This is a genomic window from Kitasatospora sp. NPDC101157, from assembly GCF_044768255.1.
In the GTDB taxonomy this organism is placed as follows: Bacteria; Actinomycetota; Actinomycetes; order Streptomycetales; family Streptomycetaceae; genus Kitasatospora.
The window spans coordinates 383,631-401,933 of record NZ_JBIWPL010000002.1; the positions used below are offsets into that span (position 1 = coordinate 383,631).

Annotated in this window: 14 protein-coding genes and 1 pseudogene; 6 read left to right on the top strand and 9 right to left on the bottom strand. The window is 71.4% G+C overall.

The window, feature by feature from the left end; all coding sequences use genetic code 11:
- Positions 1 to 287 precede the first annotated feature (287 nt).
- Positions 288 to 566 (bottom strand): hypothetical protein, encoded by a 279-nt coding sequence (locus ACIRVF_RS05150; RefSeq protein ID WP_402813881.1) that lies wholly within the window; start codon positions 564 to 566, stop codon positions 288 to 290.
- A gap of 316 nt (positions 567 to 882) precedes the next feature.
- On the opposite strand from ACIRVF_RS05150, the pseudogene ACIRVF_RS05155 reads away from it, so the two are divergent.
- The 4 genes and pseudogenes from ACIRVF_RS05155 (at position 883) to ACIRVF_RS05170 (ending at position 6,494) form a co-directional block, all read left to right on the top strand.
- Positions 883 to 2,146: pseudogene (locus ACIRVF_RS05155) on the top strand (APC family permease).
- A 204-nt stretch (positions 2,147 to 2,350) separates the two neighbouring features.
- Positions 2,351 to 4,714: a phosphoenolpyruvate synthase gene (gene ppsA / locus ACIRVF_RS05160; RefSeq protein WP_402813883.1), complete on the top strand. Its 2,364-nt coding sequence runs from the start codon at positions 2,351 to 2,353 to the stop codon at positions 4,712 to 4,714.
- Between the two features lie 257 nt (positions 4,715 to 4,971).
- Complete coding sequence (locus ACIRVF_RS05165) at positions 4,972 to 5,253, top strand: dsRBD fold-containing protein (RefSeq protein ID WP_402813886.1); 282 nt, start codon at positions 4,972 to 4,974, stop codon at positions 5,251 to 5,253.
- Positions 5,254 to 5,453: 200 nt separating this feature from the next.
- Complete coding sequence (locus tag ACIRVF_RS05170) at positions 5,454 to 6,494, top strand: zinc-dependent alcohol dehydrogenase family protein (protein ID WP_402813888.1); 1,041 nt, start codon at positions 5,454 to 5,456, stop codon at positions 6,492 to 6,494.
- Between the two features lie 418 nt (positions 6,495 to 6,912).
- Here ACIRVF_RS05170 and ACIRVF_RS05175 read toward each other — a convergent pair whose 3' ends face one another.
- The 8 genes from ACIRVF_RS05175 to chvE form a co-directional block, all read right to left on the bottom strand.
- The gene (locus tag ACIRVF_RS05175) at positions 6,913 to 7,686 is read right to left on the bottom strand and encodes a hypothetical protein (protein WP_402813890.1); all 774 of its coding nucleotides are present in this window, start codon (positions 7,684 to 7,686) and stop codon (positions 6,913 to 6,915) included.
- A complete protein-coding gene (locus ACIRVF_RS05180; protein WP_402813892.1) occupies positions 7,683 to 8,225 on the bottom strand; it encodes a SigE family RNA polymerase sigma factor in 543 nt (180 codons plus the stop codon). The genes ACIRVF_RS05175 and ACIRVF_RS05180 overlap by 4 nt, the downstream gene beginning before the upstream one ends.
- A gap of 128 nt (positions 8,226 to 8,353) precedes the next feature.
- Positions 8,354 to 9,295, bottom strand: a complete 942-nt coding sequence (locus tag ACIRVF_RS05185) for an expansin EXLX1 family cellulose-binding protein (RefSeq protein ID WP_402813895.1) — start codon at positions 9,293 to 9,295, stop codon at positions 8,354 to 8,356.
- 165 nt (positions 9,296 to 9,460) lie between these two features.
- The gene (locus tag ACIRVF_RS05190; protein WP_402813896.1) at positions 9,461 to 9,607 is read right to left on the bottom strand and encodes a hypothetical protein; all 147 of its coding nucleotides are present in this window, start codon (positions 9,605 to 9,607) and stop codon (positions 9,461 to 9,463) included.
- A 181-nt stretch (positions 9,608 to 9,788) separates the two neighbouring features.
- Positions 9,789 to 10,151 carry a DUF1304 domain-containing protein gene (locus tag ACIRVF_RS05195; protein ID WP_402813898.1) on the bottom strand — a complete coding sequence of 121 codons (363 nt, stop codon included), beginning with the start codon at positions 10,149 to 10,151 and terminating at the stop codon, positions 9,789 to 9,791.
- 185 nt (positions 10,152 to 10,336) lie between these two features.
- Complete coding sequence (gene mmsB / locus ACIRVF_RS05200; RefSeq protein ID WP_402813901.1) at positions 10,337 to 11,572, bottom strand: multiple monosaccharide ABC transporter permease; 1,236 nt, start codon at positions 11,570 to 11,572, stop codon at positions 10,337 to 10,339.
- A gap of 3 nt (positions 11,573 to 11,575) precedes the next feature.
- On the bottom strand, positions 11,576 to 13,123 hold the full coding sequence (gene mmsA, locus ACIRVF_RS05205) for a multiple monosaccharide ABC transporter ATP-binding protein (protein WP_402813903.1): 1,548 nt from the start codon (positions 13,121 to 13,123) through the stop codon (positions 11,576 to 11,578).
- Positions 13,124 to 13,243: 120 nt separating this feature from the next.
- Complete coding sequence (chvE, locus tag ACIRVF_RS05210) at positions 13,244 to 14,338, bottom strand: multiple monosaccharide ABC transporter substrate-binding protein (protein ID WP_402813906.1); 1,095 nt, start codon at positions 14,336 to 14,338, stop codon at positions 13,244 to 13,246.
- A 782-nt stretch (positions 14,339 to 15,120) separates the two neighbouring features.
- Between chvE and ACIRVF_RS05215 the strand changes: the two genes are divergently transcribed.
- The gene (locus tag ACIRVF_RS05215; protein WP_402813909.1) at positions 15,121 to 16,605 is read left to right on the top strand and encodes an arabinofuranosidase catalytic domain-containing protein; all 1,485 of its coding nucleotides are present in this window, start codon (positions 15,121 to 15,123) and stop codon (positions 16,603 to 16,605) included.
- 417 nt (positions 16,606 to 17,022) lie between these two features.
- Positions 17,023 to 18,054, top strand: a complete 1,032-nt coding sequence (locus ACIRVF_RS05220; RefSeq protein ID WP_402813911.1) for a LacI family DNA-binding transcriptional regulator — start codon at positions 17,023 to 17,025, stop codon at positions 18,052 to 18,054.
- Positions 18,055 to 18,303: the final 249 nt, after the last annotated feature.

Below are 18,303 nucleotides of genomic sequence, written 5' to 3' on the forward strand. Positions count from 1 at the left end.
TGCTCTTGCTCGTGGGGTCGGTCATTATGTTCTCCCCACAGGATTCGTACGGTCCAACGCCGACGACTGGCAGCTCCGCACTTGCTTCCATTCTTTCTCTGCGGAGGCAGACCTGCCAGTCGTCCGGCGTCAACCCGTTCCGGGTTCGGTATGGGCTTTCCCGCTATCGACCTCCACGCGTCGGGTCGGCGGTACGGGCGGCCAGCGGGGACATCCCGCCGACCGAGATCGCGTTTGAGATCTGAGGCTAGTACCAACGCCGTTCAGCTAGGGCGGTCTGGGCCGCGTCAAGGGTCGGTTGTGAGCATGTTGATGCTGACGGCGGCCTTGTAGGTGGCCCGGTTGATGACGGGCCCACGGGTGTTGTACTTGGAGATCGCTCGTTTGACGATGCGACCTTTGGTGCGTATCCGCCGTCGGGGCAGCAGCTCGGCCAGCACATGGCGGCCGATGACTCCGACCAGGTCGAGGACCGGGTCCGGGAAGCCGCCACGATGGTGCCCACCGACGATACCTTCGCCACCATCATCGGGGCCGTCGAGCAGGGGCGGCGGCCACGACAACATCCGCAAATTCACTGTCCCCTCACTGCCGTCTCCACCGTCTCCGCGGAGTCCGCACCATCCGCTGCCCGCCCTGCCCGCCCTGCCCGCCCTGCCCGCCCTGCCCGCCCGGCACGGCTGGAGCGCCCACCCGCTCACCCACGCCCTCGGGGTCGGCGAACACGCGGCCGCCGAGCTGGTCGCGCACGCCCACCGGATCTTCGCGGAGCACGGCCGCCGGACGCGGTGAGCGCCGCCCCCGGAGGCCGGTGGTCATCCCCGTGCAGTGACTCCAGTAGGGTGCGCGCCGACATCGAAGTGCGTCGAGAGGCACGGATCCATGACTTCGTCGGCACCGACGGCTGCCCCCGAGGAGCTGAGGCGGCACCTGGGCGTGTTCGACGCCGTGGTGATCGGCCTCGGTTCGATGATCGGCGCCGGGATCTTCGCCGCGCTCGCCCCGGCGGCCTCGGCGGCCGGCTCCGGGCTGCTGCTGGGCCTGGGGCTGGCCGCCGTGGTCGCGTACTGCAACGCGACCTCCTCCGCGCGCCTGGCCGCCCGCTACCCGCGGTCGGGCGGCACGTACGTGTACGGACGTGAGCGGCTCGGGACTTCTGGGGCTACCTGGCCGGGTGGGGCTTCGTGGTCGGGAAGACCGCGTCGTGCGGAGCGATGGCGCTGACCGTCGGCTCGTACGTGTGGCCGCAGCAGGCGCACGCCGTGGCGGTCGCGGCGGTCGTGGCGCTGACGGCGGTGAACTACCTCGGGGTGCAGAAGGCGGCCTGGCTCACCCGAGTGCTCGTCGCCGTCGTACTCGCCGTGCTCGCCGCCGTGGTCACCGCCTGTCTCACCGGCGACAACGTGAACACCGGCAACTGGGCGGTCGGTGCGGACGCCGGTTTCCACGGGGTGCTCCAGGCGGCGGGGTTCCTGTTCTTCGCCTTCGCCGGGTACGCACGCATCGCCACCCTCGGCGAGGAGGTCCGCGACCCGCAGCGGACCATCCCCCGCGCGATCCCGCTCGCGCTCGGCATCACCCTGGTGGTGTACGCCGCCGTCGCGCTCGCCGCCCTCGCCGTCCTCGGCCCCGACCGCCTGGCCCACACCGGCGAACCGCTGACGGAGGCGGTCCGCGCGGCCGGAGTGCCCGGCCTGGCCCCCGTGGTGCGGGCCTGCGCTGCGGTGGCGGCCCTCGGCTCCCTGCTCGCGCTGATCCTGGGCGTCTCCCGCACCACCCTGGCGATGGCCCGCGACCGGCACCTTCCGCACGTCCTGGCCGCCGTGCACCCGCGCTTCGCCGTGCCGCACCGGGCCGAACTCACCGTCGGCGCCGTGGTCGCCGTCCTGGCGGCCGTCGCGGTGTGCGCGGCGCGATCGGCTTCTCCTCCTTCGGCGTGCTCGCCTACTACGCCGTCGCCAACGCCTCCGCCTGGACCCTCACGCCCGCCGAGGGGCGCCCGCCGCGCGTGGTTCCGGTGTTCGGCCTGGCGGGGTGCGTGGTGTTGGCCTTCGCCCTCCCCGGCACCTCGGTGCTGTGGGGTGCTGTGGTGCTGGCCCTCGGCGCCGCCGCCTACGGCGTGCGCAAAGTCCTCTCCCGCACCTGACCGGCCGGCTGGGGCGGTCCAAGGGCGGCGGCCCCCTCCCGTGCCCGCCCGACGGGCCGATCGGCCCTCCCGGGACGACCGACCGGACCAGCGTCCGGAGACGTACGCCCCTGGGCTCGGCGGCGGGCGCCGACGGACAGTGGCAGGGACGGAGCCCCCGGTGCGTCCGGCGCCGGGTCACCGCGAACGCGCCTGGAGGCAGCCATGCGCCGTGTCATCCGCTTCCGCGACCTCGGCCGGGAGGACGTCGGCCTGGTCGGCGGCAAGAACGCCTCACTCGGCGAACTGATCAACGGCCTCGGCCCCGCCGGAGTACGGGTACCGGACGGTTTCGCCACCACCGCGGACGCCTACCGCGAACTGCTCGACACCGGTGGCCTGCGCGAGCGGATCGCCGAGCAGGTCGACCGGCTGCACGGGGGCGCCCCACTGGCCGAGGTCGGCGCCGCGATCCGCTCCGCCGTCCTGGCCACTCCGCTGCCCGCCGCACTGACCCGGGACGTCCTGGCGGCCTACGGGCACCTCGCCCGCGAAGCCGGGCGCACCGACCCCGACGTCGCCGTGCGCAGCAGTGCCACCGCGGAGGACCTGCCGGAGGCGAGTTTCGCCGGCCAGCAGGAGACCTTCCTCAACGTCCGGGGCACCGAGGCCCTGCTGGACGCCTGCCGGCGCTGCTACGCCTCCCTGTTCACCGACCGGGCGATCGACTACCGCGAGCGGATGGGCTTCGGCCACCTCTCCCTGGCCCTGTCGGTCGGGGTGCAGCTGATGGTTCGTTCCGACCTCGCGGGCGCGGGCGTGGTGTTCACCCTGGACACCGAGACCGGCTTCCCGGGCGTGGTCGTCATCAGTGCCGCGTGGGGGCTGGGCGAGACGGTGGTCAGCGGCCAGGTGGACCCGGACGAGTACACGGTGTTCAAGCCGGTGCTCAAGGACCACCACCTCGACCCCGTGGTCCAGGTGCAGCTGGGGGCGAAGCGCCGCAAGGCCGTGTACGGCGAGGACGGCTCGACCACGACCGTCGACACCGACGGGGCCGAGCGGGTCCGACCGGTCCTCGGCCAGGGCGACATCCGCACCCTCGCCGAGTGGGCGGTGGCGGTCGAGGAGCACTACGGCTGCCCGATGGACCTGGAGTGGGCCAAGGACGGCATCAGCGGTCTGCTCTTCCTCGTCCAGGCGCGGCCGGAGACCGTGCAGTCCCGCCGACGGGGTGAGGTGCTGCGCCGCTTCCGGCTGACCGGTACGGGCGAGCGCCTGGTGGACGGCATCGCGGTGGGCGAGGCGGTCGGCGTCGGGCCGGTGTGCGCGCTGGCCGAGCCGGTCGGGCTGGAGCGCTTCCCGCAGGGCGCCGTCCTGGTCACGGAGATCACCGACCCGGACTGGGAGCCGCTGATGAAGCGGGCCGCCGCGATCGTCACCGACCACGGCGGGCGCACCTCGCACGCCGCGATCGTCAGCCGGGAGCTGGGCGTGCCGGCGGTGGTCGGCACCGGTTCGGCGACCGCCCTGCTGACCGATGGGCGGGAGGTCACGGTCTCCTGCGCCGAGGGCGCGGAGGGCCACGTCTACGCGGGCCGGGTCTCCTACGAGGCGACCGAGACCGACCTCGGATCGCTGCCGGCCACCCGGACCAAGGTGATGCTCAACCTCGCCGACCCCGGCGCGGCCTTCCGCTGGTGGCGGCTGCCGGCGGACGGCGTGGGCCTGGCCCGCACCGAGTTCGTGGTCGCCCACCAGGTGCGCGTCCACCCGATGGCGCTGGTCCACCCCGAACGGATCTCCGGCGAGGACCGGCGGCTGGTGGACGAGCTGACGTACGGCTACCCGGACCGCACCGACTACTTCGTTGACCTGCTCGCCCAGGGCGTCGCCCGGATCGCCGCCTCCCGCTGGCCCGACCCGGTCGTGGTGCGCACCAGCGACTTCAAGACCAACGAGTACGCCCGGCTGGTCGGAGGCGCACCCTTCGAACCGGCCGAGGCCAATCCGATGATCGGCTGGCGCGGCGCGAGCCGTTACTACGACCCCGGCTACCGCGAGGGCTTCGCCCTGGAGTGCCGCGCGCTGCGCCGGGCCCGCGACGAACTCGGGCTCACCAACGTGGTCGTGATGATCCCGTTCTGCCGCACCCCGCAGGAGGCCGACCGGGTGCTGGCCGTGATGTCCGACAACGGCCTCGCCCGGGGCGCCAACGGCCTGCGGGTGTACGTCATGGCCGAGATCCCGGCCAACATCCTGCTCGCCGAGCAGTTCGCCGAACGCTTCGACGGCTTCTCGATCGGCAGCAACGACCTCACCCAGCTCACCCTCGGCGTCGACCGCGACTCCGGCCTGCTCGCCCACCTCTTCGACGAGCGCAACCCGGCGGTCACCCGCAGCATCGAATCCCTGATCGCCACCGCCCACGCGGCCGGCTGCCACGTCGGCCTCTGCGGACAACGGCCCAGCAACGACCCGGACTTCACCCGCTTCCTGGTCCAGGCCGGAATCGACTCGGTCTCCGTCACCCCGGACAGCTTCGCCGTGGTGAAGCGCGCCGTGGCCACGGCCGAGGAATCCTGCTGACATGCCGTCCACCCGGCGAGCCGTCCATGCCGGTACCGGGAACCGCCGCGGACGGCGAGCCGGTGACAACCCCGACAGGTCCTTTCCGATGGGGTCCACCGGTGGGCCGAACGGCCCTGCCGTCCGGAGCCCGGCGGCGGTCTCCTGGACGCAAGGGTCCGGTCGTCGCACCGGCCCGGCAGGCTCGGGAACGCCCCGGCAGTTGGAACCCCGTCCGGCCCGAACCACCTGTCCCACCCTGAGAAGACCAGGAGCCGATGATGGCCACGACAGCCCCGAACCCGATGCGCACCAAACGGTGGTCCCTGCGCCTCGACCTCTTCGAGGAGGGCGACACCACCAAGGTCCACGCCACCCTCGACACGGGCGACAACACCCTGGAGGTCCGCACCACCGCCCACCGCAACCCCCTCGACCCGCCCGTCCCGGAGATCGGCGACGAGTACGCCGCCGGCCGTGCCCTGATCGACCTCGGCCACCGGCTCCTGCGTGCGGGCCTCGCCGATGCGGCCGCCAACGACCGCTCCGCAGGTGCCTGAGGCGACCCGCGCCATTCGCCGTCGCCCCGGCGTTCACCGGCACCTACTCGCGTGACCTGTTCGACCCGGTCGTCGACCTCAGCCGCTGGGTCTTCCGGGGCACGCCCTACGCCGCTCCGATGACGCACGAGCGCCCGCCCCCCAGACTTCGACATGGGCGGCACCGACCCCACACGCCGAGGAGCGGACGGGAGACAGCCATGAGAGCGGCAGGAACAGTACCGGCGGACACCGAGGCGTGGGTGGTCGACCGTCCCGGTCCGGTGGGCGGGACGCGACCCGGGCCCCTGGCGTGGGAGCGGCGGCCGGTGGACGCACCGGGGTCGCAGGAGATCCTGGTGGAGGTGGAGGCCTGCGGGGTCTGCCGCACCGACCTGCACCTGGCGGAGGGTGACCTGGTACCGAAGAGGGCGCGGTGCACACCCGGGCACGAGGTCGTCGGGCAGGTCGTGGCGACCGGCTCGGCGGTCGAGGGGTTCGCCATCGGCGACCGGGCCGGGGTGGCCTGGCTCGCGCGGACCTGCGGTACCTGTACCTATTGCCGCAGCGGCTGCGAGAACCTCTGCCCCGACTCGCGCTACACCGGCTGGGACCGGCACGGCGGCTACGCCGGCCACCTGACCGCCGACGCCCGCTTCGCCTACCCCCTGCCCCAGAGCCCACCCGCCGAGGAACTCGCCCCCCTCCTGTGCGCAGGGATCATCGGCTACCGGGCTCTCGAACGGGCCGAACTCCCGGCGGGCGGCCTGCTCGGAATCTACGGCTTCGGCGCCTCCGCCCACCTGACCGCCCAACTCGCCCTCGCCCGGGGCGCCCGCGTGGCCGTGTTCACCCGGGCCCCCGCGGCGCGACAACTGGCCCTGGACCTCGGCGCCGCCTTCGCCGGCGACTCCTACGACCCGTCGCCCGAACCCCTGGACGCCGCCATCCTCTTCGCCCCGGTCGGAGAGATGGTGCCGCCCGCCCTGGCCGCCCTGGACCGCGGCGGCACCCTCGCCGTCGCCGGCATCCACCTCAGCGACATCCCGGCGCTCGACTACCAACGCCACCTCTTCCAGGAACGCACGCTGCGCAGCGTCACCGCCAACACCCGGGCCGACGGCCTGGCCTACCTCGCGGAGGCCGCCCGAACCCGCCCGGCCGTCCACGTGACCCGCTATCCCCTGCGACGGGCGGAGGAGGCGCTCGCGGACCTCGCCGCGGATCGGGTCAACGGCGTCGCCGTACTCCTCACGGAATAGGGGGAGCGAGCGGAAGGCCGGGACGGAACCGTGGTCCGGCGTACCGGACGGCCTGGGCGCCAGGCACCAGGACCTGATGCATCGTCAGGAAATCCGGCAAAGGGTCAGCATTCGTCCGAGCAATCCACCGACACGCGTCCTTGCAGTTCAGCGGCCACATCGCCGCCCACGAGGACCATGGCGTGGTGAGCTACCCCGACGTGGTCCGGCAGACGGACTCCGGCCTGCGGAGAAACCCGCGGGGCGTGCGGACGCTCGACACCTCGGTCACGGTCGGCCCGTCCGAGAGGAGTTGCGGGATCCGGCACTCACGCGGGGTGAGCTGACCGGGGTCCCCGGCGGTGCTGCGATGGTGCGGATCGGCGGGGGTCGGGCTCCGGCTCCGCCCGGCCTCTCCGTCGGGAGGCCGGGCGGAGCCCTACCGGGCGGGGGCGAAGCCGCCCGAGACGGACGCGGTGCCGCCGGTCGACTGGCTGTCGACGCGGTAGGCGTCGCCGCCGGCCGCGCGCACGCCGGTGGCGTGGTTGAACTGACTCGCGAACTCGTACTGTCCCGCCGGTACCGTGCGGCCCGGCTTGAGGACCCAGCGGTAGACCACTGCGCCGCCGGACTCCTGCACGGTGACGGTGAAGTCGTCGTTCGGCAGGGTCAGCCAGCTGCCCGTGCTCCGCACGTCCCCGGTCTGGGCGACGCGCATCTCCACGGTCAGCGAGGTGAGCGTCTGGCCGGTCCTGAGGAGGAGGTTGTCCTGGCCCCAGTAGACGGTGCTGTGCGAGTCGACCGATCCCTCCGACCAGAGCGGCCCGTTCTGGGTCCGTCCGGTGGCCGACGGCCTCGGGGTCGGCCTCGGGGTCGGGGTGGCCGGTGCCGGGGCCGGTGGCTGGGCGGTGCTGGCCGGGGGCTCCGACGGGGTCGGCGTCGGGGTCTCCGTGGGGGTGGTCGGCCCGGCGGTGGGTTGCGGCGAGGTCGGGAACGTGCCGATTCCCGCCATGGCGAGACCACCGGTGGCCAGGATGCCGGCTGCGGCCAGGGCGGCGATCGCGGCCTTGGGCCAGGACCGCAGGCCCGAACGCGTGCGGTGGCGGCCTGCGGGGCCGGCCATGCCGCGCTGGACACGGGCCAGCATCCTCGCGCGGTCGGGCTGGTGGGCCTCGGCGGCCTCGCGCAGTTGCTGGGAGATGTAGTCGTTCACCGGTTCCTCCTTCCTGTGATCAGTTCGCCGACCGATCGCACTCCGAGTGCGCGTTGCAACTCGGCCATCCCCTTCGAGGTCTGACTCTTCACCGTACCGACCGATATGCCGAGCGCCGCGGCGGTGTCCTTCTCCGACAGGTCGAAGGCGTGGCGCAGCAGCACGCAGGCCCGCTTGCGGAACGGCAGCCGGTCGAGCGCCGCGCGGACGTCGAGCACGGCCGCCGTGTCCGGTCCGGAGGTCTTCTCCGGGGTGCGGGACCAGAACAGCAGGACCCGGCGGCGCTCGCGGACCGCGCTTCGGATCCGGGCCCGGGCCATGTTGGCGACCACCCCGCGGGCGTAGGCCAGCGGGTGGTCGGCCGCACGGAGCCGGTCCCAGCGTTGCCACAGCGCGATCAGTGCGTCCGCGGCGATGTCGTCGGCCGCGTCCGCCTCGCCGGTCAAGAGGTAGGCGAGACGGGCGAGTTCGGCGTAGTGGCGTTCGAAGAAGTCGTGGAACTCCGCGGACGCATCATTGAACGCATCATCGAGGAGCATGCCTCCTGATCGCCCTCTCCCTGCAATGTGATCGTTAACAAGCGGCATGAGCCTAGCAGTGCTCCGATCCTCGGCGGGGTGGTGGTCAGCCCCGTCGGCGGCCACCCGCCGCCGGGCGAGCGGCGTGGTCAATGCCGGGCGAACTGGACGCGGGTCGGCTGGACGACGTCCGGTTCCACCGCGATCCCGTCGACGGTCACCTGCTCCCCGTAGATGTCGGTGATCCTGAGTGATCCGCCGCACCCGGTGCCGTCGGGGGAGAGGAAGTAGTTGTAGTCGGTGCGGGTCAACTGCCGCCAGCCGCCGCCGGTCCGGACCTCCAGGGCGGCCACCGGGTTCCGGTGACCGATCACCTGGATCCCGCACCACCACTGGGAGGAGCCGGCCTTGTACCGGACCGACATGGCGGCGGGCGCCGTGCCCGGGCTCAGCAGGCTCCAGGTGATGGGCAGGCGGCCCACCGAGAGGTCCGAGAGCTTGCTGAACGCCTCGTGGCTCAGGTCGAGTTGCCCGGGCGCGCAGGGCAGCGGGCACTCGTTGACGATCCGCACGGTGATGCTCGCCCCGTTGGCGGCGCGCACCAGTACGGAGGCCCCGCAGGCCCTGGACGTCTCGTAGTCGGTGAAGTTCATCGCCGCGATCATCATGTCGCCGGAAGGCCCGAACGAGCAGGCGCCGTTGCCGTCGGCGGCGTCGTAGGAGGTCGCGACGCCCTGGTAGCTCGCTCCGGGCCTGATCCGCCCGGCCGGCGGCGCCGTGGCCGGGGCACTGCGGGCACTGCTGGTGGCGGTGGACGGGGACGGGGCGGCCGTGGCCGGCTGCTTCGGAGCCGGCGTGGTGACCGACGGCGGGGGAGCCGCCGTGGGCGAGGCCGCGGGGGTGGTGGCCGACGGCGTCGAGGGCGCCGGGTCGGCCGAGGCGCTGACGGTGGGCGGTGCGCTCGGCTCGGTGGCGGCGACGGAGGCGGCGGCCGGCTCGGCGGCGACGGCGCCGCCCCCGCTGCTCGGCAGTAGTGCGAAGGCCAGGAAGACCAGCACACCGACCGCCACCAGCGCCAACGGTATGCCCATGATCAGCCCACGCCTGGGGTACGGCCGTGGGGCGGCATGCTTCGTTGCCTTCATTCCCGTCCGTTCGTTCGACTCGGTGTTGCGCTGGTCAGTGGTCGCCGGAGCGGGAAAGGTTGCCGCTGCGGCGAGAGTTTTTCGGGCCCCGCGGGCGCCTCGCCCTCGGTGTCACCCGTCAGTTGCCGCCGCCGGCGGAAGGGTTGCCGTGTTGCCGAAAGGTTTTTTGCCGAGGCCGAGCAGTGGCGACAGCCGGGGACGGTCGTCGCCCGGGCCGACGCCCTGGCTCAGGACGCCGAGGAAGATGCCCGGAGTCATCGGCATTTCGTCGGCGAGGAGTTCCTCCGCCGCGTCGACGACGACCGATGACTTCTCGGTGGGATCACAGGTCTCCGGAGGCGGGACGTCCTCCGGGCGGGGAGATGCGGGCGGGGAGACGCGGGAGGGGTGCCTCTCGGGAGAGAGACCCCTCGGCGGGTGGTTCCGGGCGGTTCCGGGCTCAGCGGGCCGGCAGCACCAGGACGAGTACGACCAGGGCCGGCACGGTCTGCACGAAGAGGATCTTCCGGGAGGAGGTCACCGCGCCGTACACCCCTGCGACGGCGACGCAGGACGTGAAGAAGACCCGCGTCCGGAACCCGACCGGATCGGCGGCGAACGCGCCCCAGAGCAGCCCGGCCGCCAGGAAGCCGTTGTACAGGCCCTGGTTGGCGGCCATCGCCTTGGTCGAGACCGCGAACTCCTCTGTCGTCCCGAAGGAGGCCCGGGCCTTGGGAGTGGTCCAGAGGAACATCTCCAGGACCAGGATGTGGACGTGCAGGAGGGCGAGCGCGACAACCGCAATCACGGCAACTGTGGACATAGCGGGCATACTGTGCGTCAGCACGGGCCCGGAACCGGGCACGATCGGAATCCGCCCGGAACCACTTCGCACCGGATCCCGTACGGCCGCGTTCCCGCCACGTTCACGCCGGGTCGAGGGAACGCGACGGGACGGGCGCGGTGTGGGAACACCGCGCCCGTCCGCTTCGCACTACCGGAGCCGGGTCAGGAACCGGCCCGGCGCTTGTTGTAGACGTCGAAGCCCACGGCCGCGAGCAGCACCAGGCCCTTGATCACCTGCTGGTAGTCGGTGCCGACGCCGACCAGCGACATGCCGTTGTTCAGCACGCCGAGCACCAGGCCGCCGATGATCGCGCCCATCACGGTGCCGACACCGCCGCTGGCGGAGGCACCGCCGATGAAGGCGGCCGCGATGGCCTCCAGCTCGAAGTTGATGCCGGCCTGGGGGGTGCCGGCGTTGAGCCGAGCCGCGAACACCAGACCGGCCAGCGCTGCGAGGACGCCCATGTTGGTGAAGGCGAGGAAGACCACCCGCTTGCTCTTCACGCCGGACAGCTTGGCCGCCGCCTCGTTGCCGCCGATGGCGTAGGTGTGCCGGCCGATGATCGAGTTGCGCATCAGGTAGCCGAAGCCGACCAGCAGGGCGCCGAGGATCAGCAGGACGATCGGCACGCCGTGGTAGCTGGCCAGCAGCAGGGTGAACACCAGCACGGCCGCGGTGATCACCGCGAGCTTGGCGACGAACAGCCCGAGCGGGAGCACCTCCATCCCGTACGAGGCGGTCTGCCGCCGTCCGCGCAGCTCCTGGACGACCGCGACGACCAGCACCGCGAGACCGATCAGCAAAGTGAGGTTGTGGTAGTCGGTGTGCGGGCCGACCTCGGGGAGGAAGCCGCTGCTGATGTTCTGGAAGCCCTTGGGGAACGGCGCCACCGACTGGCCCTGGAGCAGGATCTGGGTGCCGCCGCGGAACAGCAGCATGCCCGCCAGGGTGACGATGAAGGACGGGATCCCGAGGTAGGCGATGAAGAAGCCCTGCCAGGCGCCGGCGAGGGCGCCGATCACCAGCGCACCCAGTGCGGCCACCGGCCACGACACATGGTGCTCGACCATCATCACCGCGGCGGCGGCCCCGACGAAGGCGGCCAGCGACCCGACCGAGAGGTCGATGTGCCCGGCGATGATGACGATCATCATGCCGATCGCCAGGATCAGGATGTAGCTGTTCTGCTGGATCAGGTTGGTGATGTTGAGCGGCTGGAGCAGGATGCCGTCGGTCCAGATCTGGAACAGCACCACGATCAGCGCGAGGGCGACCAGCATGCCGTACTGGCGCACGTTGCCGCGCAGCGCGCGGGTCAGTACGGCGCCGATGGACGGACTGGAGGCGGACTCGGGCCCGTTCTGGGCGGAGTCCGGGATGATGTCGGTCTGGGCCATGCCTCACACCTGCTCGTTGCTGGATGCGGCGCTCATGGTCATGAGCCGCATGAGGGATTCCTGGGTGGCGTCGGCGCGGGCGACCTCGCCGGTGATCCGGCCTTCGGCCATGGTGTAGATCCGGTCGCACAGACCCAGGAGTTCGGGGAGTTCCGAAGAGATGACGAGCACGGCCTTGCCCTGGGCGGCCAGCTCGGCGATCACGGTGTAGATCTCCGCCTTGGCGCCGATGTCGATGCCCCGGGTGGGCTCGTCGAGGATCAGCACCTCGGGTTCGGCGAAGATCCACTTGCTGAGGACGACCTTCTGCTGGTTGCCGCCGCTGAGCGTGCCGGTCCGGGTGAACACCGTCGGGGCCTTGATGTTCATGGTCCGCCGGAACGATTCGGCGACCTTGCTCTCCTCGTGCCGGTCGACCTTGCCGAACCGGGCGACCTTGCCGAGCGCACTCAGCGAGATGTTCCGGCTGATGTCGTCGATCAGGTTGAGACCGAAGTGCTTGCGGTCCTCGGTGACGTAGGCGATGCCGTGCCCGATGGCCTCCGGCACCGTCCGGGTGCGGACCTCCTGGCCGTGCATCAGCACCCGTCCGCCGCTCCAACGCCCGTACGAGCGGCCGAAGACGCTCATCGCGAGCTCTGTGCGGCCGGCGCCCATCAGGCCGGCGACGCCGACGATCTCGCCGCGCCGTACGTTCAGCGAGGCGCCGTCCACGACGGTGCGCTGCTGGTCGATCGGGTGCCGGACGGTCCAGTCCTCGATCTCGAAGGCGACCTCGCCGATCTCGGGGGTGCGCTCGGGGTAGCGGTGCTCAAGGTCCCGGCCGACCATGCCGCGGATGATCCGGTCCTCGGAGATGCCCTCCGGGCCGATCGCGATGGTCTCGATGGTCTGCCCGTCGCGCAGGATGGTGACGGCGTCGGCGACCCGGGCGATCTCGTTGAGCTTGTGCGAGATGATGATGCAGGAGATGCCCTGCGCCTTGAGCTCCAGGATGAGGTCGAGGAGCTTGCGGCTGTCCTCGTCGTTGAGCGCGGCGGTCGGCTCGTCCAGGATGAGCAGCTTGACCTTCTTGGCCAGCGCCTTGGCGATCTCGACCAGTTGCTGCTTGCCCACGCCGAGGTCGGCGATCCTGGTGTGGGGGCTCTCCTCCAGGCCCACCTGCCGGAGCAGTTCGGAGGCGTGGGTGAGGGTCCTGTGCCAGCTGATGATGCCCCGGGAGGCGTGCTCGTTGCCGAGGAAGACGTTCTCGGCGATGGAGAGGTAGGGCACCAGGGCGAGTTCCTGGTGGATGATGACGATGCCGCGCTGTTCGCTGGCGCGGATGTCCTTGAAGCGGCAGGGCTCGCCCTCGAAGAGGATCTCGCCCTCGTAGCTTCCGTGCGGGTAGACCCCGCTGAGCACCTTCATCAAGGTGGACTTGCCGGCGCCGTTCTCACCGCAGATGGCGTGCACCTCACCGGCCGCCACGGTCAGGTTGACCTCGGAGAGCGCCTTGACGCCGGGGAACGACTTGCTGATAGACCGCATTTCGAGAACGGGTCCAGCCATGGTTCTGGTCCGTATCGTTCGGGGCGGTGCGTTGGGGAACCCGTCGGGCGCCCGGGGGTTCGTCCGGGCGCCCGGCACACCGCCGGTTCGGCTCGGGGCCCGTCGGGCGGGCCCCACGGGCTACTTGAGCTGGTCCGCGGTGTACTGACCGCTGTCGACCAGGATCTTCTGGTAGTTGTCCTTGTCGACGCTGACCGGCTGGAGCAGCTGGGCCGGGACCACCTTCACGCCGTTGTTGTACTGGGTGGTGTCGTTCACCTCGGGCTTGCCGCCGGTCAGCAGCGCGTCACCCATCTGGACGGTGACCTTGGAGAGCTGGCGGGTGTCCTTGTAGACGGTCTGGGTCTGCTCGCCCGCGATGATCGACTTCACCGAGGCCAGCTCGGCGTCCTGGCCGGTGACGATGGGAAGGGACTTGGCGGAGCCGTAGCCGACGCCCTTGAGCGAGGAGAGGATGCCGATCGAGATGCCGTCGTACGGCGAGAGCACGGCGTCGACGTGGGCGTTGGTGTAGGCCTTGCTCAGCAGGTTGTCCATCCGGGACTGGGCGACGCCGCCGTCCCAGCGCAGCGTGGCGACCTGGTTGAAGTCGGTCTGCCCGCTCTGCACGACCAGCTTCTTCTGGTCGATGTACGGCTTGAGGACGCTCATCGCGCCGTTGAAGAAGAAGCCCGCGTTGTTGTCGTCCGGCGAGCCGGCGAACAGCTCGATGTTGAACGGGCCCTTGCCGTCCTTGAGGCCGAGCTTGTCGGCGATGTACTGGCCCTGGAGGACGCCGACCTTGAAGTTGTCGAAGGTCGCGTAGTAGTCGACGTTCTGGGTGCCGCGGATCAGCCGGTCGTAGGAGATGACCGGGATGTGGGCGTCGGCCGCCTTCTGCAGCACGTTCGTGAGGGAGGAGCCGTCGATCGCGGCGATCACCAGCAGCTTGGCGCCCTTGGTGATCATGTTCTCGACCTGGGAGACCTGGTTCTCCACGACGTTGTCGCCGTACTGGAGATCGGTCTTGTAGCCCTTGGCCTGGAAGTCCTTGACGATGTTGTTGCCGTCGTCGATCCACCGTGCCGACGACTTGGTTGGCATCGCGATGCCGATGAGTCCGCCCTTGGCGTCGCCCTTGGCGGCCCCGTCGCCGACTCCGTTGGAGCTCTGGCCGCAGGCCGCCAACGAGAGCGTCAGGCCCACCGCGACGAGACCCGCTGAAAGCTTCCGCACGTGATTCCTCCATGGTGATGATCCGCGACCGGGACAGCGCACCCCTGACTGGGCGACTGGGAGTGGTCGGGCAGGGCCGGTCGGAGCGGTCTCCTCACGCTGTTGGGCGTCGGGGTGGAGGTACCTCTGACCTGGCGTGAAATGAAGTGTTAACGCTCACAAGACCGGCGTCAAGGGCCCTTGGGTCACCGTTGGATCGCGATGTACCGACAGCCGGTCAATCGGGGTGCGTGCGCCGGCTCCGCCGGGTGCTCCGGAGCGGCCCGGGGTGAACGTTCTGTGAACGGCGCTTGAGGATCGAGGCCGAGATGGCGAGGCGCCCGCCTCCCGCTGAGCTCGGGGAGCGGGCGCCTGCCGGCCCGGGGGGCAGCCGGTGGCGAGGGTCGGGCCGTAGGCGTCGAGGGTCGGGTTGACGGGTCGGAAGTGGCCGGTGCCGCCGGAGGCGCGGTCGCCGGAGCCGCCGGAGGTGACGCCCTGAGCCTTGGCTGCCCGAGATGAAGCCGCGCTGTCGGGACGGTGGGGCGCCGGTCCTGGTCGTCCTCAAGCGCCTTGTCCGCAGCGGTACATGACGGAAGATCGGATCTCGGATCCCGGAGCGCGGCCTTCCGGGGGGCGGCGTCCGGCGCGAGATGTCGAAGGTCTTGACGGGGCGCGGTCCGGGCGGGCACTGTCACCGGCCAGGAACCTCCACCTCCCGCCACGGCCGCCACCCGCTGCCGCGGTGCGGATTGTTAGCGCTCACCTTCCCTTCGGCCGCGTTCGACGATGAGCAGGGAGACACCATGAGTGAGAACAACGGGACGACCCGGAGGCGCGGCGCGCTGCGCAGCCTCGCCCGGGCCGGGGCGGCGCTGGCCGTCCTCGTCGGCGCCCTGGCCGGCGCCACCGCTACGAGCGGCGTGGCCCAGGCGGCCGCCCAGGGGCCGTGCGACCTCTATGCCGCCGGCGGCACGCCCTGTGTGGCCGCGCACAGCACCACCCGCGCGCTGTACGGCGGTTACAGCGGGGCTCTGTACCAGGTCCGGCGTGCGTCGGACCAGGCGCTGCGGGACATCGGGCCGCTGAGTGCCGGCGGCTACGCCGACGCCGCCGCCCAGGACTCGTTCTGCGCCGGCACCAGCTGCGTGATCACCGTCATCTACGACCAGAGCGGGCGGGGCAACCACCTCACCCAGGCCCCCGGCGGCGGGGCCGCGGGCGGCCCGGACAACCTCGCCGACGCGACCCTGGCGCCCACCACGCTGAACGGCCACCGCGCCTACGGCGTGTACGTCGCACCGGGCACCGGCTACCGCAACAACCACACCTCGGGCGTCGCCACCGGGGACCAGCCCGAGGGGATGTACGCGATCCTCGACGGCACCCACTACAACGGCGGTTGCTGCTTCGACTACGGCAATGCCGAGACCAGCAGCAACGACACCGGCAACGGCCACATGGAGGCGATCTACTTCGGCAACATCAAGGTCTGGGGCTACGGCTCCGGACCCGGCCCCTGGGTGATGGCCGACCTGGAGAACGGCCTGTTCTCCGGGGCCGACCCGCACTACAACGCCAACGACCCGACGGTGAACCACCGCTACCTGACGGCCATGGTCAAGGGTGCGCCCAACCAGTGGGCGATCCGGGCCGGCGACGCCCAGTCCGGCGGACTGTCGACCTTCTACTCCGGGCCGCGCCCGAACGCCTCGGGCTACAACCCGATGCACAAGGAGGGTGCGATCATCCTCGGCATCGGCGGTGACAACAGCAAGGGCGCCCGCGGCACCTTCTACGAGGGCGTGATGACCTCCGGCTATCCGACGGAGGCCACCGAGAACGCCGTCCAGGCCAACGTCGTCGCCGCCGGGTACGCCAACGCCCCGGCGATCGGCACGGGGGCACTGCGGGGCACCGGGTCGGGCAAGTGCCTGGACGTCCCGGGCGCCTCCACCACGCCCGGGGTGCAGGCGCAGATCTACGGCTGCTCCGGCGGGGCGAACCAGACCTGGACCCGCACCGCCGCCGGACAGCTCACGGTGAACATCTCCGGCACCACGCTGTGCCTGGACGCCTACGGCGGGGGGACGGCGGACGGCACCAAGGTGGTCACCTGGCCGTGCAACGGCGGCGCCAACCAGCAGTGGCAGATCAACTCGGACGGCAGCGTCACCGGCGTCCAGTCCGGCCGCTGCCTGGACGTCGCCGGTGCGCTCACCGCCGACGCCACGCCCGTCCAGCTGTGGAGCTGCTGGGGCGGCGACAACCAGAAGTGGACCCTCGGCTAGAACACATCAGAGCCGGCCCGGCCCGGCCACGGCCCTGCCCCGGCCCCGCGAGCGCGCGGAGCCGGGGCAGGGCCCGTCCTCGAACTCCCGCCTGCGGGGCGACGCCGTCCGGCCTCCGGCAGGGACCTGTCCCCACCGCATGGACTTCCTCCTCCGCCTTGCGATGGGCGGCCCTCACCGACCCGCTCCTCCTCGACCCGCGCCCGTGAACCGTGTGCACCGAGTGTGCTGCGTACCGGGCCGAAGGCCCGGACATGCACCCCCGCGGATGAGCTGGAAGCGTCGACTTGGCGATATTGGCACATGTCACCGCCCTGAGAGACTGGTATGAAGAGAAACCGCAGGTTGAACCGAGGGTGACGGATTGGCCCGGACCTGGTCGCGTACTGTGGTCAACAGCCTAGGAGGGGACGACGAGTGGGAACCGAAAGCACCGGGGCGGAACAGCGCCAGCCCGTGATGGCGGACGTGGCGAAACTGGCGGGTGTATCCCACCAGACGGTGTCCCGGGTGCTCAACGGCGCCCCGCACGTCCGGCCGGACACCCGGGACCGGGTACTGGCCGCCATACGGGAACTGGACTACCGGCCCAACTCCGCGGCCCGGGCCCTGGTCACCCGCCGGTCGCAGACCCTCGGGGTGATCAGCTTCGACTCGACCCTCTACGGTCCCGCCTCGATGCTGGACGGCATCGAGCGGGCCGCGCGCAGCGCCGGGTACTTCGTGAGCGTGAGCAGTCTGCGCTCCCTGGACGGCCGTTCGGTCCAGGAGGCCGTCGACCGGCTGCGCGACCAGGGGGTGGAGGGCGTCGTGGTGATCGCCCCGCAGATCTCGTCGGTCAGCGCGGTGGCCCGGCTCTCCAGTTCGGTGCCGATCGTCGCGGTCGGTTCGGGCGACCAGACCCGGGTGCCCATGGTCTCGGTGAGCAACCGGTACGGCGCGGGAGAGGCCACCAGGTACCTGCTGGACCTGGGCCACCGCACCGTGCACCACCTGGCGGGGCCGGCCAACTGGCTGGAGAGCCAGGACCGGGAGGAGGGCTGGCGCCTCACGCTGCAGGCGGCCGGAGCCCCCGTACCCGAGGTGGAACGGGGTGACTGGAGCGCCCGCTCGGGTTACCAGGCGGGGCTGCGGATCGCGCGGCTGCGCGACGTCACCGCCGTCTTCTGCGCCAACGACCACATGGCGCTCGGCCTGCTGCGGGCCTTCCACGAGGCCGGACGGCACGTCCCGCAGGAGATCAGTGTGATCGGCTTCGACGACATTCCGGAAGCCGCCTACTTCACCCCGCCACTGACCACGGTGCGGCAGGACTTCGGCGAACTCGGCAGACGGGCCTTGGAGCTGCTCGTCGGAGAGCTGGAGGGTGCCGCGTCCTCTCCGGCCCAGGTGCAGGTCTCCCCGGAGCTGGTGCTGCGGCGCAGTGTGGGGCCGGCCGTCCGTCGTTGAGCCGGCGGCCGGCGGCCGCGTGCACCGGACGGGCACCGGCCGGCCGGTGCCCGTCCAGCTCTTCGGTTCCGCCCCGTCCACATCCCTTGACATGCAGATTGTTAGCGTTAACAATCTCCGTGAGCGCTAATAACAGCGCTCTTTCCACTCCGCCGGCCGGGCCACCCATCCCGCTTCCGGGTGCCCGGCCGACGGCCCCCGTTCCGCTACCCCTTGAGGGTGGGGTAGCGGAATGAAGCCTGTCGCCGG

Excerpts from the sequence above, each read along its gene's own strand:
- ACIRVF_RS05150 (WP_402813881.1), bottom strand. The coding sequence starts at position 566 with ATGTTGTCGTGGCCGCCGCCCCTGCTCGACGGCCCCGATGATGGTGGC.
- ACIRVF_RS05190 (WP_402813896.1), bottom strand. The coding sequence starts at position 9,607 with ATGACTCCGGGCATCTTCCTCGGCGTCCTGAGCCAGGGCGTCGGCCCG.
- ACIRVF_RS05215 (WP_402813909.1), top strand. The coding sequence starts at position 15,121 with ATGAGTGAGAACAACGGGACGACCCGGAGGCGCGGCGCGCTGCGCAGC.
- mmsB (WP_402813901.1), bottom strand. The coding sequence starts at position 11,572 with ATGGCCCAGACCGACATCATCCCGGACTCCGCCCAGAACGGGCCCGAG.
- ppsA (WP_402813883.1), top strand. The coding sequence starts at position 2,351 with ATGCGCCGTGTCATCCGCTTCCGCGACCTCGGCCGGGAGGACGTCGGC.
- ACIRVF_RS05170 (WP_402813888.1), top strand. The coding sequence starts at position 5,454 with ATGAGAGCGGCAGGAACAGTACCGGCGGACACCGAGGCGTGGGTGGTC.
- ACIRVF_RS05185 (WP_402813895.1), bottom strand. The coding sequence starts at position 9,295 with ATGGGCATACCGTTGGCGCTGGTGGCGGTCGGTGTGCTGGTCTTCCTG.
- ACIRVF_RS05165 (WP_402813886.1), top strand. The coding sequence starts at position 4,972 with ATGATGGCCACGACAGCCCCGAACCCGATGCGCACCAAACGGTGGTCC.
- ACIRVF_RS05195 (WP_402813898.1), bottom strand. The coding sequence starts at position 10,151 with ATGTCCACAGTTGCCGTGATTGCGGTTGTCGCGCTCGCCCTCCTGCAC.
- mmsA (WP_402813903.1), bottom strand. The coding sequence starts at position 13,123 with ATGGCTGGACCCGTTCTCGAAATGCGGTCTATCAGCAAGTCGTTCCCC.
- ACIRVF_RS05180 (WP_402813892.1), bottom strand. The coding sequence starts at position 8,225 with ATGCTCCTCGATGATGCGTTCAATGATGCGTCCGCGGAGTTCCACGAC.